At 42.9% G+C, this 15725-nt stretch carries 19 protein-coding genes; all 19 read left to right on the forward strand.

Features of this window, described 5'->3' with window-relative positions; translation table 11 throughout:
- The first annotated feature begins 75 nt into the window (after positions 1-75).
- The 19 genes from EP58_RS04815 (at position 76) to EP58_RS04905 (ending at position 15646) form a co-directional block, all read left to right on the forward strand.
- A complete protein-coding gene (locus tag EP58_RS04815) occupies positions 76-420 on the forward strand; it encodes a PadR family transcriptional regulator (RefSeq protein WP_036090783.1) in 345 nt (114 codons plus the stop codon).
- Complete coding sequence (locus tag EP58_RS04820; RefSeq protein WP_036090785.1) at positions 411-1688, forward strand: FtsW/RodA/SpoVE family cell cycle protein; 1278 nt, start codon at positions 411-413, stop codon at positions 1686-1688. The genes EP58_RS04815 and EP58_RS04820 overlap by 10 nt, the downstream gene beginning before the upstream one ends.
- Positions 1689-1866: 178 nt before the next feature.
- Positions 1867-2457 (forward strand): VanZ family protein, encoded by a 591-nt coding sequence (locus tag EP58_RS04825; protein ID WP_036090788.1) that lies wholly within the window; start codon positions 1867-1869, stop codon positions 2455-2457.
- A 10-nt stretch (positions 2458-2467) separates the two neighbouring features.
- Positions 2468-3037: a YdcF family protein gene (locus tag EP58_RS04830; RefSeq protein ID WP_036090791.1), complete on the forward strand. Its 570-nt coding sequence runs from the start codon at positions 2468-2470 to the stop codon at positions 3035-3037.
- Between the two features lie 78 nt (positions 3038-3115).
- The gene (locus EP58_RS04835) at positions 3116-3874 is read left to right on the forward strand and encodes a MerR family transcriptional regulator (protein ID WP_036090794.1); all 759 of its coding nucleotides are present in this window, start codon (positions 3116-3118) and stop codon (positions 3872-3874) included.
- Between the two features lie 67 nt (positions 3875-3941).
- Positions 3942-4439, forward strand: coding sequence for a GNAT family N-acetyltransferase (locus tag EP58_RS04840; RefSeq protein ID WP_036090797.1), 498 nt, complete (start codon positions 3942-3944; stop codon positions 4437-4439).
- Positions 4440-4504: 65 nt separating this feature from the next.
- Positions 4505-5485 (forward strand): ABC transporter substrate-binding protein, encoded by a 981-nt coding sequence (locus EP58_RS04845; protein WP_036090800.1) that lies wholly within the window; start codon positions 4505-4507, stop codon positions 5483-5485.
- Positions 5485-6480 carry a FecCD family ABC transporter permease gene (locus EP58_RS04850; protein ID WP_036076844.1) on the forward strand — a complete coding sequence of 332 codons (996 nt, stop codon included), beginning with the start codon at positions 5485-5487 and terminating at the stop codon, positions 6478-6480. The genes EP58_RS04845 and EP58_RS04850 overlap by 1 nt, the downstream gene beginning before the upstream one ends.
- Positions 6477-7268 carry an ABC transporter ATP-binding protein gene (locus EP58_RS04855; protein ID WP_036090803.1) on the forward strand — a complete coding sequence of 264 codons (792 nt, stop codon included), beginning with the start codon at positions 6477-6479 and terminating at the stop codon, positions 7266-7268. Before EP58_RS04850 ends, EP58_RS04855 begins: the two co-directional genes overlap by 4 nt.
- Positions 7269-7449: 181 nt before the next feature.
- The gene (locus EP58_RS04860) at positions 7450-8607 is read left to right on the forward strand and encodes an FtsW/RodA/SpoVE family cell cycle protein (RefSeq protein ID WP_036090806.1); all 1158 of its coding nucleotides are present in this window, start codon (positions 7450-7452) and stop codon (positions 8605-8607) included.
- Between the two features lie 74 nt (positions 8608-8681).
- Complete coding sequence (gene rodA, locus EP58_RS04865) at positions 8682-9857, forward strand: rod shape-determining protein RodA (protein ID WP_036090809.1); 1176 nt, start codon at positions 8682-8684, stop codon at positions 9855-9857.
- Between the two features lie 132 nt (positions 9858-9989).
- Positions 9990-10343 carry an arsenate reductase family protein gene (locus tag EP58_RS04870; protein WP_036090812.1) on the forward strand — a complete coding sequence of 118 codons (354 nt, stop codon included), beginning with the start codon at positions 9990-9992 and terminating at the stop codon, positions 10341-10343.
- 28 nt (positions 10344-10371) lie between these two features.
- Positions 10372-10749 (forward strand): glycine cleavage system protein GcvH, encoded by a 378-nt coding sequence (gcvH, locus tag EP58_RS04875; protein WP_036090814.1) that lies wholly within the window; start codon positions 10372-10374, stop codon positions 10747-10749.
- A 66-nt stretch (positions 10750-10815) separates the two neighbouring features.
- Positions 10816-11121, forward strand: coding sequence for a thioredoxin family protein (locus tag EP58_RS04880; RefSeq protein ID WP_052165044.1), 306 nt, complete (start codon positions 10816-10818; stop codon positions 11119-11121).
- Between the two features lie 105 nt (positions 11122-11226).
- A complete protein-coding gene (locus tag EP58_RS04885) occupies positions 11227-11880 on the forward strand; it encodes a DUF6088 family protein (protein ID WP_052165043.1) in 654 nt (217 codons plus the stop codon).
- A complete protein-coding gene (locus EP58_RS04890) occupies positions 11849-12856 on the forward strand; it encodes a nucleotidyl transferase AbiEii/AbiGii toxin family protein (RefSeq protein ID WP_052165042.1) in 1008 nt (335 codons plus the stop codon). The genes EP58_RS04885 and EP58_RS04890 overlap by 32 nt, the downstream gene beginning before the upstream one ends.
- Positions 12857-12885: 29 nt before the next feature.
- The gene (locus tag EP58_RS04895) at positions 12886-13758 is read left to right on the forward strand and encodes a cation diffusion facilitator family transporter (RefSeq protein ID WP_036090820.1); all 873 of its coding nucleotides are present in this window, start codon (positions 12886-12888) and stop codon (positions 13756-13758) included.
- Positions 13759-13815: 57 nt separating this feature from the next.
- Positions 13816-14514: a response regulator transcription factor gene (locus tag EP58_RS04900; RefSeq protein ID WP_036090821.1), complete on the forward strand. Its 699-nt coding sequence runs from the start codon at positions 13816-13818 to the stop codon at positions 14512-14514.
- Entirely contained in the window at positions 14498-15646 is a 1149-nt protein-coding gene (locus EP58_RS04905) for a sensor histidine kinase (RefSeq protein WP_373862714.1), read from the forward strand. The genes EP58_RS04900 and EP58_RS04905 overlap by 17 nt, the downstream gene beginning before the upstream one ends.
- The last annotated feature ends 79 nt before the right edge of the window (positions 15647-15725 follow it).

Genomic DNA, 15725 nt, shown 5'->3' on the forward strand with positions numbered 1-15725 from the left:
ACGCATTAATTTATAATATAATATATACATAGAATTACTATGCATATGTGATATATGTATCGGAGGGAGACTGTTATGAAGATTAGTAAAGAGTTGCTAAAAGGTAGTACCACCACGCTTATTTTAAGCCTACTCCATTCAAAACCAATGTATGGCTATGAAATTATTAAAGAGTTGGAAAGGAAGTCTGAGGGAATTTTTAGTCTTAAAGAAGGAACGATTTATCCCCTTCTGCATACGCTTGAAGATAAAGGCTTGATTATTTCTTATTGGGAAGAAGGTCAAGGGAAGAGAAAGAGAAAATACTATAATATCAACGAAAAAGGTAAGGAATTTATAAAAGAAAAAAAGGAAGAATGGTCCATCTTTAAAACGGCAGTGGACGAAGTGTTGAAAGGAGAGAAAACGGTATGCGATTAGAGCACGATTTTGAAGTATATATGAAAGAATTGTGTAAAAAAATAAGAAATAAAGATGTACATGCTAGTTTAAAATTGGAAATAAGTGATCATCTTCAAACGCTTAAAGAGGAAGGTTTGCTTGCTGGGCTCTCAGAAAAAGAGGCAATTGCTCAAGCATTGAGTCGTATGGGGGATGTAAATGTACTTGGAAAGCAACTCAACAAAACACACAAAGCTCCAATGGATATCAAAACCATATTTCCAGTAATGATAGCCTCCCTGTTTGGATTAATCGTCATGTATTATTTACAATTTCATTCTACTTTTGCAGCGCTCCAGGACATGGAAGTATTTAGAAAAAGTCTGCTCTTTTACTTAGTAGGAATTCTTCTTATGCTAAGCTTGTCTAGGTTTGACTATAGAAAGTTATTAAAGTTCTCCAAACCTTTATACGTGGGAACGGTCTTCATTCTATTAATAACTGTTCTTTTTGGTGTTAGGGTGGATGGGATTCCGTTTTTAATCTTAGGTTTTGCTAATGTTAATTTTATCGAGATTACTCCTTTTCTCCTAGTTATATCCTTTGCTGGAATCTTTCACTCTTGGAATTGGAATGATTCTCGAAAATCTTGGCTTGGAGTAGGCATCTTGGCACTCCCTGTCTTATTACTATTAACAACAAGTGCCATAGCAACTTCTATCATTTGTATTATTGCCTGCACAGCCATTATGTTGAGTTCTAGAGCAAGTATGAAGCAAACGGTGGCATTTACAGCTACTACATTTATATGGCCAATCTTCAATCTATGGACGCTATCGCAAAATGGTACATTGATTGATGCTGGGTATATAAAAAACCTAGGCACATCTCATTTTATTGGAAGTAGTCTTCAGTTAACCCCAAATTTAATTTCTGAGGTACATACAGATTTCATATTCACGTACATCGTCTATTCATTTGGCTGGTTAGCCGCGGTTATTGCTCTTGTGCTGCTTCTATTCTTTATTTGTAGAATATGGAGTACCGCAAAAGGGATTCATTTCAATTATGGTAAAATGCTGGTTATAGGGCTGGCAGTAACCTTTGCAAGCCAATTTATACTAAGTATCCTGACAAACCTGGGCTTATCATCTTCACTTGGTGTAGCAATGCCATTCATGAGCTTTGGAGGCTCACATATATTGTTGGAAATGATTGCATTAGGTTTGATTTTAAGCATATTTAGAAGACGAAAAACAGCTGTACAAATAAATGAAGCAGAAAACCAGAGTCTGGGAGAAAGTTAGATTTTTTCGTTGGCGTTTAATGTATCGTTATTGATTTTAAGGGAGTTTAGGAGCGAGTGTTGTTCCTAAACTTCTTTTTCTGTCTGTAAAACCTTAACATTTCTTTAAAAAGTTTTTAGTAAGCCTTGATTGTTGGGTGGTATGCTAGAAACTATAGAAAAGACGAGGAGGAGATAGAATGAAAAAGTTAACGATTTGGACGGTTCTGCCAGTGCTATCCCTTTGCGCGGCGGTCATGATGTATTATTTTTGGTTTCAAGGATGGTTGCAATTTTATTTGAGAGATGTGATGCAAGCGGTGGATCACATGGGATATATAACGGTTGGTGTGACGGCATTGATGCTTTATCTTTGCGCGGTACAGCTGGTCAATTGGAAAATTAATAAGACGTTGCTTGTTTTGACGTATGTGATTTATTTTGGGATTATGATTGGGCTTCTTTTTGGAAAAGCGTCTGGTGCGCAAGGCTTCTCGACGGATACGTTTGGTTTTGTGGATACGTTTATTTCGGGGAACTTGCGGGTGATCACGATTGGAAACGTGCTGGCTTTTGTGCCGATTGGTTTCTTGATGAAGAAATTATCACCCTTGATGGCGTTGTTTTCAGCGGGAATCATGATTTTTATCGTGGAAGGGTTGCAATATGCGCTACATGTAGGGTATTTTGATACGGGAGATGTCTTTTTGAATGTATCTGGTATTATGATTGGGTACGTGACTATTCGTATTTTTTCAAGTTCGCATAAACATATCATCGAGCAGAAATGAGTGAACAGACGTGAAATTGTGGAAAAAAGTGATTTTGGGAGTAGTCGGAATTGGCATTGTGTATGTTGGCGTCGTGTTTGGCTTTATGTACAGCGGGGCGCGGTCGGTACCAGCGCCAAATCCGGATACGATTCTTATTTTAGGTTCAAAAGTAATCGATGATCCGGCGCGGCCAATGCCTGTTTTGCGGGAACGATTGGACGCGGCGATTCCGTTTATTGAGAAACACGACACGGCGAAAGTGGTTGTGTCGGGCGGTCAGGGCGAGGATGAATCGGCGTCAGAGGCAAGCGTGATGAAGGCATATTTAGTCGCGCATGGTGTTGCGGCATCAAGGATTGCGGTCGAGGATACATCGATGCGTACTGAGGAAAACTTAGCGAACAGTAAGGCTGAATTTGAGCTTGGGAAAACGGTCATCGTGACGAGTGATTATCATTTGTACCGTGCGCTGATGCTTGCTGGACGGCAAAATATCGATGCAACGGGATTGCCTGCCAAAACACAGACGGGAGCGCTTTTCAAAGGGGTGCCTCGCGAAATTTTATCGATTAGTTATGCATGGGTTTTTGATCGGTAGCTTTTTTTTTTGAGAAAGTCATTGACATTCACGTTACGTCAAGGTGTAAAGTAGAGTTATCAAGGAGGCGAGAGACGCATGGAATATACGGTTCAAAAGCTTGGACAGCTTGCGGGAGTTAGCACGAGGACGCTGCGGTATTATGATGAAATTGGGATTCTGAAGCCGGCGAGAATCAATTCATCGGGTTATCGGATTTATGGACAAACCGAGGTCGACCGATTGCAGCAAATCATGTTTTACAGGGAAATGAATGTGAGCTTGGAAAAAATCAAGGCGATTCTAGAACAACCTGATTTTAACGAGGCGGAAGCACTTCGAAAACATCGCGTCGAGCTGCTTGATAAACGAAAACAATTAGACGACCTGATTCGCAATGTGGAGAAATCTATCGCGTATTCAGAAAGGAGAATGACAATGACGGATCAAGAAAAATTCGAAGGTTTTAAGCAAAAAATGATAGATGACAATGAAGAGAAATACGGCGCGGAAATTCGCGGGAAGTATGGCGATGAGAAAATCGATCGGTCGAATGCCAAGCTTAAAGGGATGAGCGAGGCTGAGATGGAACGGATAAATCAGCTTGCGGAGACTATTTTAGCGGACTTGCAAGTGGCGTTTGAAACGGGTGATCCAGCTGGCGAGAAGGCTCAAGCGGTTGCGGCGATGCATAAAGAATGGTTATCGGCGTACTGGGACACCTACAGCAAAGAGGCGCACGCAGGACTTGCCCAGATGTATGTGGACGACGAACGTTTCACGGCTTATTATGATAAAAAGCAACCTGGTTTGGCGGCATTTTTACGTGACGCAATTGTTATTTTCACGAGTAAGTAATATAATGAAGGGAGCTTCCAAGCACAATGATGCGGAGGCTCTTTTTTCATTGGGAGGGATTTTTTAGATGATAGAAACGAAACGACTTATTTTGCGCGAATTGGATCAGTTAGATTTTGCGGATTTATGTGAGATATTGCAAGACGATAGTGTGATGACGGCTTATGAGGGCGCTTTTACGGATGAGGAAGTGCAGCGTTGGCTTGCGAAACAGTTGGATAATTATGAGCGTTGGGGCTTCGGTTTGTGGGCGGTGATTAAGAAAGATACTGGCGAATTTGTCGGGCAAGTTGGGTTGACGATGCAGCGTGTGGAGGAAGAGGAAGTGCTTGAGATTGGCTACTTGCTGAAGCAGAAATTTTGGTATCAGGGGTTTGCGACGGAGGCTGCGCTTGGCTGTAGGAAATACGCGCTGGAAACGCTTGGTGCGGAATTGGTGACGTGTACGATTCGCGATACGAACTTGGCTTCCCAAAAAGTCGCGGAACGTATTGGTATGACAAGGCATAAGCGCTACGTGAAATATTACAAAGGCGTGGAGATGCCGCATTATTTGTATTACTAAAAGAAGAGCGAGACATTACGCCCGATTTTTAGTACAATAGAAGGGAGCGTGAGAAGGAGGAAAGCATGAAAAAAATTCTAATTATAAGTCTATTTTCATTACTTCTCGTTTTAATGGCGGCATGCGGACCTAAGGAAATCGGTTCTTCTGGAAACACTAGTGAAAAAACCAGCAAACAAAAGGTATCCGAGGAAGCAGCTGTTTTAACGATTACTGATATGGCGGGCAGAACCATCAATTTCGCAAAGAAACCAGAACGTATTATTACACTGACCAATTCTGATATGGGCATTGTTTATGCGCTTGGAGGCTCGGTTGTCGGGCGCCAAACGATGGATGCTAGTGGTGTGGAGCCAAGTGCCGCGCTAAAAGCTACAGAAGTCGGCAACACGCACGATCTAAACTTGGAGAAAATCGCATCCTTGACACCAGACGTCATTATCGCGAGTTCCGAACAGAATTTGAAAGATGTTCCGGCGCTCGAAGGCATCGGTGCACAGGTCGTTTTGACAGGAGCCAATTCAATCGCAGACATTAAGAAACAAGAAGCGATTTTGGGCCAATTACTAGGAAAAGATGCGACTAATTTACAAAAAGAAATCGATCAAAAAGTCGCTGAAATAAAGCAAGAACAAACAGGAAAGGCAGTTCGCGCGTTGCTCATACTCGGCGCGCCGGGCAGTAATTACGCAGCATTGCCGAATTCGCTGAGCGGGGATATTCTCGAGGCAGCAGGCGGCGTCAATGTTGCAAAGGATTTCAAAGGGGTCGAGAATTTCCCACAATACGCATCGCTTAACATCGAAAAAATCGTCGAATCAGATCCAGAGGTTATTTTCTTGATGATTCACGGTGGCGATGAAAAGGAAACCGAGCTCGCGTTCCAAAAAGAAATGAAGCAAAACGACGCGTGGAATTCCACAACGGCTGTGAAAAACAATCATATCGTCGTGCTTCCCGCTGATCTTTTCGGTACAAATCCTGGCATCCGTATTACAAAAGCGCTCGATTACATGGCAAATGAACTGAATCAGGTTAGTAAATAATGCATGATCCACGTAAAAAAAGAAGAATCATTACATTTATCGTCACGATTCTACTGCTCGTTGTCGTGTTCTTTTATGGCTTAACGACGGGTTCAGTGAAAGTGAGTTATGCTGAGGTTTGGCAAACATTAATGGGGCATGGCGATGACCTTTCGACACAACTCATTTGGAATCTACGTTTGCCGCGGATGTTCCTCGCGTTTCTTGTCGGAGCAGCACTCGCGATTGCAGGCTGCTTATTGCAAGGCGTAATGCGAAACCCACTTGCTGATCCAGGCGTTATCGGCGTCTCGGCCGGCGGTGGACTCGTCGCCATCATCCTCACCATCGTATTGCCGTCCCTGAGCCAGTTCGTCCCACTCGGCGCATTTCTCGGCGCATTCGGTACCGCGTTACTTATTTACGCTGTCGCCTGGGACAAAGGCGTAGCACCACTTCGCGTTATTTTATCCGGTGTTGCCATCAATGCCTTCATCGGCGCGATGACATCAGGCATCATGGTTCTTTACAGCAACCGCGTCCAAAGCATCATTTCCTGGATGACCGGTACGCTATCCGGGAAAAGCTGGTACCATCTCAATCTTATTTTGCCATATATGCTCGTCGGATTCGCGCTCAGCATCTTTGCAATTCGCTCGTCAAATGTCCTGCTACTAGGCGATGACGCGGCAAAACTGCTCGGATATTCCGTCGAAAAACACCGATTCTTCATCATCATGTTGGCGGCATTCCTAAGCGGCGTCGCAGTCAGCGTTGCCGGACTCATCGGCTTTGTCGGACTCGTCGTCCCGCACATTTTCCGACTCATTATCGGCAATGACTATCGCTACTTACTGCCCATGTCAGCAATCGGCGGCGCCCTACTCGTCGGGTTCGCAGACACGGCCGCGCGCAGCTGGTTCGGCTCCATCGAACTACCCGTCGGCATCCTGCTGGCCATGATCGGCGCACCGTTCTTCCTATTCCTACTACAAAGAGGGAGGGTTGCATCATGACCGCCATCACAACACTACAAAACGTCACCTTCATTCGCAAGCGTTCCTTCGAGATTAAGAACCTCGAGCTTGCGATCCCAGAAGGCAAAATAACCACGATTATCGGTCCAAATGGTTCGGGTAAATCCACCATTCTGCGTCTGATCATGCGCCTCCTAGCACCAAACGAAGGCAAAATCATGCTTCACGGCACCGACATCGACGCCATCAGTGCGAAAAAATTAGCACGCGAAATGACGATGCTATCCCAATCACCAGATGGCCTAATCGATGTCGTCGTTCGCGATCTCGTCAGCTATGGCCGGATGCCGTACAAATCATGGCTTGGCACAATGGAAAAAGAAGATGAGCTTGCCGTGGATTGGGCGATGAACGTTTGCAACCTAGAAGAACTCGCGTATCGACCACTACACACGCTTTCAGGAGGCGAAAAGCAACGCGCTTGGCTTGCGATGGCGCTCGCACAAAAAACACCGATTCTGCTCTTAGACGAGCCGACAACGTATCTCGATATTTCGCATCAACTCGAATTACTCGACTTATTGAAGCAACTCAATCAAGATTTCAACATGTCGATTATTCTCGTCCTGCACGATCTAAACCAGGCAGCCGGATACAGCGATCACGTGATTGTCTGTGAAGAAGGAACCATCCAAAAAACAGGAACACCCGAAGAAGTTTTTACAAAACCCCTATTACGCGATATTTTCAAAATCGAAGCAGAGATCCATCCGACCGAGCGAGGATTACGCGTTTTGCCAATCGCCTCGACGAAATTTCATTCATAAAGTTAAAGATAATTTAAAGATTTATAAAGCCGGTTCTAGGAAACTAAGACAGCACCTTGTTTTGTTCCCTAGAGCCGTTTTTCGATGCATTAGAATTCGATGAAAAAGCTTCCTATCTCGCTTGAAATTTTATATAATAGAGGGGTTGATTTAGACAGAATAAGGACGCAGGAGGCCGCACATGAACACGAGTCGAGAAAATAGCACCAGAATAGATTATTCCATCATTTTATTGGTTATGTGCTTGTGTCTTACCGGCATCGCAGCAATCTACATCGCGAGTTTAACGAACAATCAATACGCAACGGACTTCCTCGTTAGGCAGCTTATTTGGCTTGTCGCAGGAGCCGTTATTATCATAATTATCGTGAAATATTTCGACTATGACAGACTACAACAAACGGCGTATTATCTCTACGGATTAGGTCTTTTTTTATTGGTGCTCGTTTTTGCACCGGTCATTGGTATCGAGCGAAAAGGCGCGCAGAGTTGGGTCGGAACAGAGGCGATCAACATCCAGCCTTCCGAACTGATGAAAAGTTTCCTGATTGTCGCGCTCGCGAAGCTCATCTGGGATCACACGAAGAAAACATCTATTCGCACGCTAAAAACCGATTTTCACCTTTTTATAAAAATCAGTCTCATGACCTTGGCGCCGATTACGCTAATTATGCTACAATCGGACTTGGGAACTTCGCTCGTGCTCATCTCAATCATGGTGGGCATGATGTTTATCTCAGGTATCACTTGGCGCCTACTACTGCCCATTTTTGGCGGGATCGCAGCGATTGGAACGACCTTAATTCTACTCGTGCTAAAAAGTCCAAGTACCCTGACGTCGCTTGGATTCCAGAAATATCAGTTCAACCGGATTACGTCTTGGCTGGAGCCTGAAAAAGATCCGCTAGATACGGGGATGCAGCTTTTGAAATCGATGCGGGCGGTTGGTTCAGGAGAATTACAAGGAAGCGGCATCGGATATGAGGCGATTGAAATACCGGAGAACCATAATGATTTTATTTTTACAATTATCGGTGGGGACTTCGGCTTTGTTGGTGCATGCGTCTTAATTGTGTTATACTTCTTATTAGTTTACCAAATTATTCGTGTCGCTCTGGATGTGGGAATTCCTTTTTATTCCTATATTTGTACAGGCGTCGTAGCGATGATTTTCTTTCATGTGCTACAAAATATTGGGATGACGATCGGTATGTTGCCGATTACGGGGATTCCGCTGCTATTTGTTAGTTATGGCGGAAGTGCAATGTTAGGGAGTTTAATGGCGATTGGCCTTGTATTATCTGTCCGTTACAATGCGCCAAAAGCAATGGATTTATAAATTTTTAGAACTGTATGGAAAGTAACAGAGGTTTGGAAGAAATAACTTATTCCATCCAGTAAGGAGCGTTAAGAATGAATTCGCAAAACAAAATGTCTGCGAGAATCGATTATGGCATCGTGTTATCTCTCATGTTATTATGCGTTATAAGTATGATTTCAATTTACAGCGCACAGTTAACAAATGAGCAATACAACGCCAACTTTGTCATGAAACAAGCCGTGTGGTTTGTAGTCAGTGGCTTTGCTATTTTCGTTATTATGCAATTTGATTATGAACGGCTGACTAAATGGGCCTACTATTTTTATGGAATCGGTCTTTTAATGTTAGTTTTCGTATTATTCTTCGGAAAAGAAATAAACGGCGCGAAAAGTTGGATTATCATTCCGTTTCTAGGAAGTCTGCAACCATCGGAAGTCGTGAAAGTCATCCTGATTATCACCCTCGCAAAAGTGATTTGGGATCATAATCGGAAATATAAGATGCATAACGTGAAATATGATTTCCTATTACTGGTAAAAATGGGTATCATCACAATTATCCCGATTGGTTTAATCATGTTGCAACCCGATTTAGGAACTGGTCTCGTTTTCATCGCGATTATGTCTGGGATGATTCTCGTGTCCGGCATCACGTGGAAACTGATTGTGCCGATTTATGGCTCGATTGTTGCTGTCGGCGGTACATTGCTATACTTAGTGCTCTATCATGAGAGCTGGCTCGTAAAATTAGGCTTTAAATCCTATCAATTTGAGCGGATTCATACGTGGATTAATCCAGAATCGGATCCTCAAGGTGGCGGTTATCAAGTGCTGCGAGCGATGACGGCGATTGGCTCTGGTCAAATTGGCGGGAATGGTGCGGGTTATAATGCCATCGCGATTCCGGAAAACCATAATGATTTTATTTTCACAGTCATTGGTGGCGATTTTGGATTCATCGGTGCGAGTATTTTGCTAGCGATTTATTTCTTGTTGATTTACCAAATTATTCGTGTGGCACTTGATATTGGGATTCCGTTTTATTCGTATATTTGTACAGGCGTTGTCATGATGATTATGTTCCACGTTTTCGAAAATGTGGGGATGAACATCGGCTTGCTACCAATTACAGGGATTCCGTTACCGTTCATTAGTTACGGAGGAAGTGCGCTCCTCGGAAATATGATGGCGATTGGTCTGGTTCTTGGAATTAGGTACAATTACCAGAAATCGATGTTTACGGTGAAAGAGGAGAAACTCGCGGACTAAAATAGATTACCTTGTCTGGAAGATGCGGATAAGGTAATTTTTTTATGTTTTTTTCAGGGAACTATTTGTTATTGTAATCGAAATCTATTATGATAGGGGTAGCACTACAATTTTGGGAGGGGAAAAACAAATATGATTACTTTTTACTGGTATCCGAAATGTTCGACATGCAAGAAAGCAAAACAGTGGCTAGATGAGAACGATGTGGCTTATAATCAAGTAGACATGATTGAAACACCACCGAAAAAAGAGGAATTACAGAAATGGTTTAAAAATAGTGACTTAGGAATTCGCCGTTTCTTCAATACAAGTGGCATTTTGTATCGCGAAATGGGTTTAAAAGATAAAGTGGACCAAATGACGGAGGATGAAGCGTTTACATTACTCGCGACAGATGGTAAACTAATTAAGAGGCCAATCGTTACGGATGGCAAAAAAGTGACACTTGGCTTCAAGGAAAGCGAATTTGTAGAAAACTGGAAGTAAATACTGACTTGAAGGGGGATTTATTAAGATGAGTTTACCAAAGGATTTACGTTATTCAGAAGAGCACGAATGGGTGAAAGATGACGCGGGAAATTTCGTTATCGGGATTACAGATTTTGCGCAAGATCAACTAGGCGACATCGTTTTCGTTGAGTTACCAGAAGTGGGCGACACGATTACACAAGGCGATTCGATTGGAAGTATTGAATCTGTTAAAACTGTATCTGATTTTTACGCGCCAATCACGGGTAAAGTGGTTGCAGTGAATGAGGAATTAGAAGATGCGCCAGAACTACTTAACTCAGCGCCATATGATGCGGGTTGGTTGTTGAAAGTGGAAGATGCGGACGCGGCTCAAGTTGCAGCATTACTTTCGGCGGAAGATTACGAAAAAACATTAGACTAATGGTGATACATAGAAGACCCTGCTTGCATTATGCGACGGGGTTTTCTTCTTTTGGAGGGATTGAACTTGGTAGATATTTGGAATAAACAGCAATTGATGGCGCGACTCGATGCTCGTGAAGATTTTGCGGTATATTTTTTCACGCCGATGTGTTTGGGATGTCAGCAGGCGATGAAGTTGGTGGATTTGGCGGATGAAACGATACCAGAGCTTACGATTGGCAAAATGGATTTGAATTATGTCCCGGAATTGGCGGAGCGCTGGGCGATTACGAATGTGCCGGTGTTGCTCGTGTTTAAGGGCGGGGAACTTGCGGGGACGAGTTATCGGATGGGGAATATGATGGAGGTTTATGATTTTTTGAAGGAGTGAGGGAACTTGGGAGCGGGGGGCTTCTGAGTTTTTTTGTCTCGATTTTTTATTTTTTTATTTAAATATTGTATACTTAAGAAGAATGAGGGCGCGGAGGTGGAGAAGATGGCGATAAGAGAGATTTTGTTGGATGAATATGGTTACAATGAACCGATTGTGACGACGAATATGAGTAAGCAGAATTTCGGATTGAAGCCGGATAGCTTGCGCAGAAATATTAATCGATTAGTGGAGAAAAAGGAGATGGCGCGTTTTTGTGACGGTGTTTATTATTTTCCGAAATGGAACGAAATGTTGCAGCAGAACACGCAAGTTAGTGAGCGAGTCGTGATTGAAAGGAAATATATTCAAGATAAAACGGAGCGTTATGGTTATTTTTCGGGGCTTGCATTGGCGAATGAATTGCAGCTAACGACACAAGTTCCTGCTGTGCTTGAAATTGTAACGGAGAATAATGCGAGTAAAAAAAGAACGGTGATGTTGAAAAATACGCCGTTAACGTTGAAAAAGGCGCGCGTCCCAATTACGTTTGAGAATTATAAAGTCCTGCAAGTGTTTGATTTATTGACAGATAAGGTTTCCTACAATGAGGTACCGAAAGAAATCATGATAGATCGGCTTAAAGCTTATTTGGAGGACGTCACTTTATCGGAAGCGGAGATTATTGAAATTATTGCTAAGTATCCCAGTAAAACATCGAAAGAATTAATTGAAACGGGGTTATATCATGCACTTATTCAAGGACAAAGAGACGTTTGAGCAACTTATCATTGCGACGGGTGCTGCTAAATCGTTATCAGAAGCTATTGTAGAGAAAGATTATTATGTGTCGATGCTATTGAGAGAGTTGAGCGAACGGTTGCCAGATATTGTTTTTAAAGGTGGCACGTCGTTATCGAAAGCGTACCATGTGATAGATCGGTTTTCTGAGGATATTGATCTTACGTTTGTGGCGAGGTTGAAGAATACGGAATTGAAGCGGAGTAAGGAATGTATTATAGCGATAATTGCTGATTTGGGCTTAGAGTTAGCTAATCCGGATAGAGTTATGTCGCGGAGACGGTTTAATTGTTACGAAATTTATTTGGATAATTTGCGGCCCAATCATGCATTAAAGGAACATCTTCTGATTGAGACTTTTGCGCATTATGTGCCTTATCCTGTTGTGGAAAAGCGGATTTCTAATTATATTTTTGAATATCTGGAATCTATAGATAGAATCGATTTAGCAGAGGTATTTCCTGAGTTGAAACCATTTTCAATGAAAGTCCAGTCGATAGAGCGAACCTACATCGATAAAATTTTTGCTGTGATGGATCATTATGTGAAATGTAATAGCATTGGGCTATCGAGGCATTTGTATGATTTGCATAAGATAGCCGAGCATGTAGATGTAAAAAGTGAGACGATACGCTCGCTTTTTTTAGATGTGCAAAAAGAGCTTGCTGTCGATGTGGAACAGAATCCTTCTGCGGAGATTGGCTTTGCATGCCAGAAGGTGCTTATATCGTTGTTGGAATCGGATTACTATAAAGCGGATTATGAGTCAATTACAGCGCAACTTATTCAAGATAATATGTCGTATGAGGCGGTTAAATTATTCTTATTGGTCACGTTTGAGAACATGTGTGATTGTTTCGCTCGCCCAACAAAGTTTCGTGTCCGATATAGAAATGAGTCGCCTAAAAAAGGTTGCTATAGACCCACACGAATGAGGTGTGGTACTATACTTTAGGTAGTTATTTATGTTAACGGGGGTAAGTGATGAGCAATTCTAATTTGACTATTCTATCGGTAATAAGTAATTTTGTTATCGTTATTTTGAAATTTATTGTGGGGTTTTTGACGGGATCGGTCGCGGTTATTTCGGAGGCTGTGCATTCGTCGATGGATTTGTTTGCGTCGGTGATTACTTTTTTCTCGATTCGGATTTCGAACCGGCCGGCAGATGATGATCATCCATATGGGCATGGGAAGGCAGAGAACATCGCTGGGACGATTGAGACGCTGCTTATTTTTGTGGCGGGTATTTGGATTATTTATGAGTCGATGAATAAGTTTTTCAATCCGCATGAGATTCGGTTTCCTGCGCTTGGGATTGCGGTGATGTTGTTTGGGGCAGCGGTGAATATTGTGGTTTCTCGGGTGATTAAGAAGGCGGCGGACAAGGAGAATTCGGTGGCGATGAAGTCGAACGCGCTTCATTTGTATACGGATGTGTTTACGTCGCTTGGGATTGCGTTTAGTTTGTTGCTCGTTCATTTGACGGGCTGGTTATGGCTTGATCCGGTGATCGCGATTCTGACGGCGTTTTATATTATGTATGAGGCTTGGAAGTTGTTGAAGGAATCGTTTCCACCACTCATGGATAAGCGTTTGTCGCCGAGTGAGGAAGCGGAGATTAAGCGGATTATTATGTCGCATCAGGCGGATTTTATTGAGTTTCATGATTTCCGGTCGCGTCGTGCTGGTGCGCAGGAATATATTGATTTTCATTTGGTTGTGGCGAATAATCAGACGATCGAGCAGGCGCATTCGCTATGTGATGTGATTGAGAAGGAAATTTATGATTTTTATGCGAAGGCACAAGTGTTGATTCATTTGGAGCCGGAGCAGGAACGAATTTTGACGAAATAACGCGGGCCTTTATGTTACAATACAAGTATGTGAAACGAAAAGTGAGGTGGCGCAAGGATGACATCGATTTTAATTGCGGATGATGATAAGGAAATTGTGGATTTAGTGAAATTATATCTTCAGAATGAGGGCTATACGATTTATTATGCTTATGACGGCGCGCAGGTCTGGGAAACGGTGCAAAAAGAGCAGCTGGATTTGGTTGTGTTGGATATTATGATGCCGAAAATGGATGGTCTGGAGGTCTGTCGATTAATGCGTCAAGAGGGGATTACGACGCCGATTTTGATGCTGAGTGCGAAGGCAGAGGATAATGATAAAATTATGGGACTCTTGACTGGAGCGGATGATTATATGGTGAAGCCGTTTAATCCGCTAGAGTTGTCGGTGCGCGTGAAGGCGATTTTGCGACGGGTGCAGTTGATGCGTCAGGGGAATATGGGTAGTACGCCGCTGAATCAGTTGATTTTAGGCCCCATCGTGATTGATCGGGAGTTGCATACGGTGATGGTGAATGAGAAGGATTTGCATTTGACGACGTCGGAATTTGATATTTTATTTTTGCTGGCGAATGAGCCGGGTCGTGTTTTTAGTTCTGAGCTGATTTTTGAACGGATTTGGCAGGAGAAGGCGCTGGGTGCGAGTAAGACGGTGATGGTGCATATCAGCAATTTACGTGATAAGTTGAAGGATGCGATGGACGGAGAAAATGTGATCAAAACCATTTGGGGAGTAGGTTATAAAATTGAGGTTTAAGCAGTTCATATGGCGAATTTGGCAGCAAATGCATCCATTACAAATCGTTATTTTTGCGTTGTTGTCTTGGTTTGCTAGCTTTGTGGCATTGCGGAGTATCGGTTTGTGGCTCGTTTCGGTGACGCAGGATTCGGTTGTGTTGACTGGGACGACGAAGAGTTTTATTGATTTATTCGGCTACGGTCGTTATGATAAATTGCTGAATTCGCCGTGGCTTATCATGTTAAAATATCTTGGTATGACTGGTGTAGCGCTCGTATTTTTCATTTTTTTCTATTGGCTTTTTAAACAGAATTTACTTAGAAAACAGTTGCGACAGATTAATGAGGCGATACTTCAAGATCAGCCGATGGAGCAGGACAGTTTGATTCCCGAGATTGTGCAGTTGGAGGAGAGCATCGAGAAAATGCGGGTGCACCAGGCGGAATTGATTGAGCAGGAGCAGGAGGCGCAACAGGCAAAAAACGACTTGATTACGAATGTGTCGCATGATTTACGTACGCCGCTGACTTCGATATTGGGTTATTTGAGTTATATTCATGAGGACCGGTATCGCGATGAGGTGGAGTTGCGCCATTATACGGAATTGGTGTATGGAAAAGCGCAAAGACTGCATAAATTGATTGATGATTTGTTTGATTATACGCGTCTTGAGAGCACGGAGTTTCAGATTAAAGAGGATACGCTCGATATGGTGGAATTATTGCGCCAGCTCGTTTCAGAGTACGAACGTTCTGCTGCTGAAAAAGAGGTTCGGATCGTTGAAATGTATGCCGTTGAGAACTTGAAAGTTATGGGGGATGGTATGCAGATTATGCGTTTATTTGAGAATCTGTTTTCGAATGCACTTCGGTACGGTGCTTCTGGGAAGAAAATCGATATTAGCGCGAAAAAAGAAGCAGGTATGGCGATTATCGAGGTTTCGAACTATGGAGCTGAGATTCCGGCTGGTGATTTACCGCAGTTGTTTGATCGGTTTTATAAAGTGGATAAAAATCGGACGACGACGGGAACAGGGCTCGGTTTGGCGATTGCGAAGTCGATTGTTGAGCGTCATGGTGGACAGGTTTTCGCTACGAGTAGAAAAGGAAAAACGACATTTACGGTGAAGTTACCAGTTACCGAGAGTTAGTAAGGTATGATATTTTGCAAGAAGCAGCGCGTAATAGGGACTTTTCTTACAGAACTGTCATTTTACGCGCGGAATCTTA

It is taken from the genome of Paenilisteria newyorkensis, from assembly GCF_000766145.1.
Classification (GTDB): domain Bacteria; phylum Bacillota; class Bacilli; order Lactobacillales; family Listeriaceae; genus Listeria_A; species Listeria_A newyorkensis.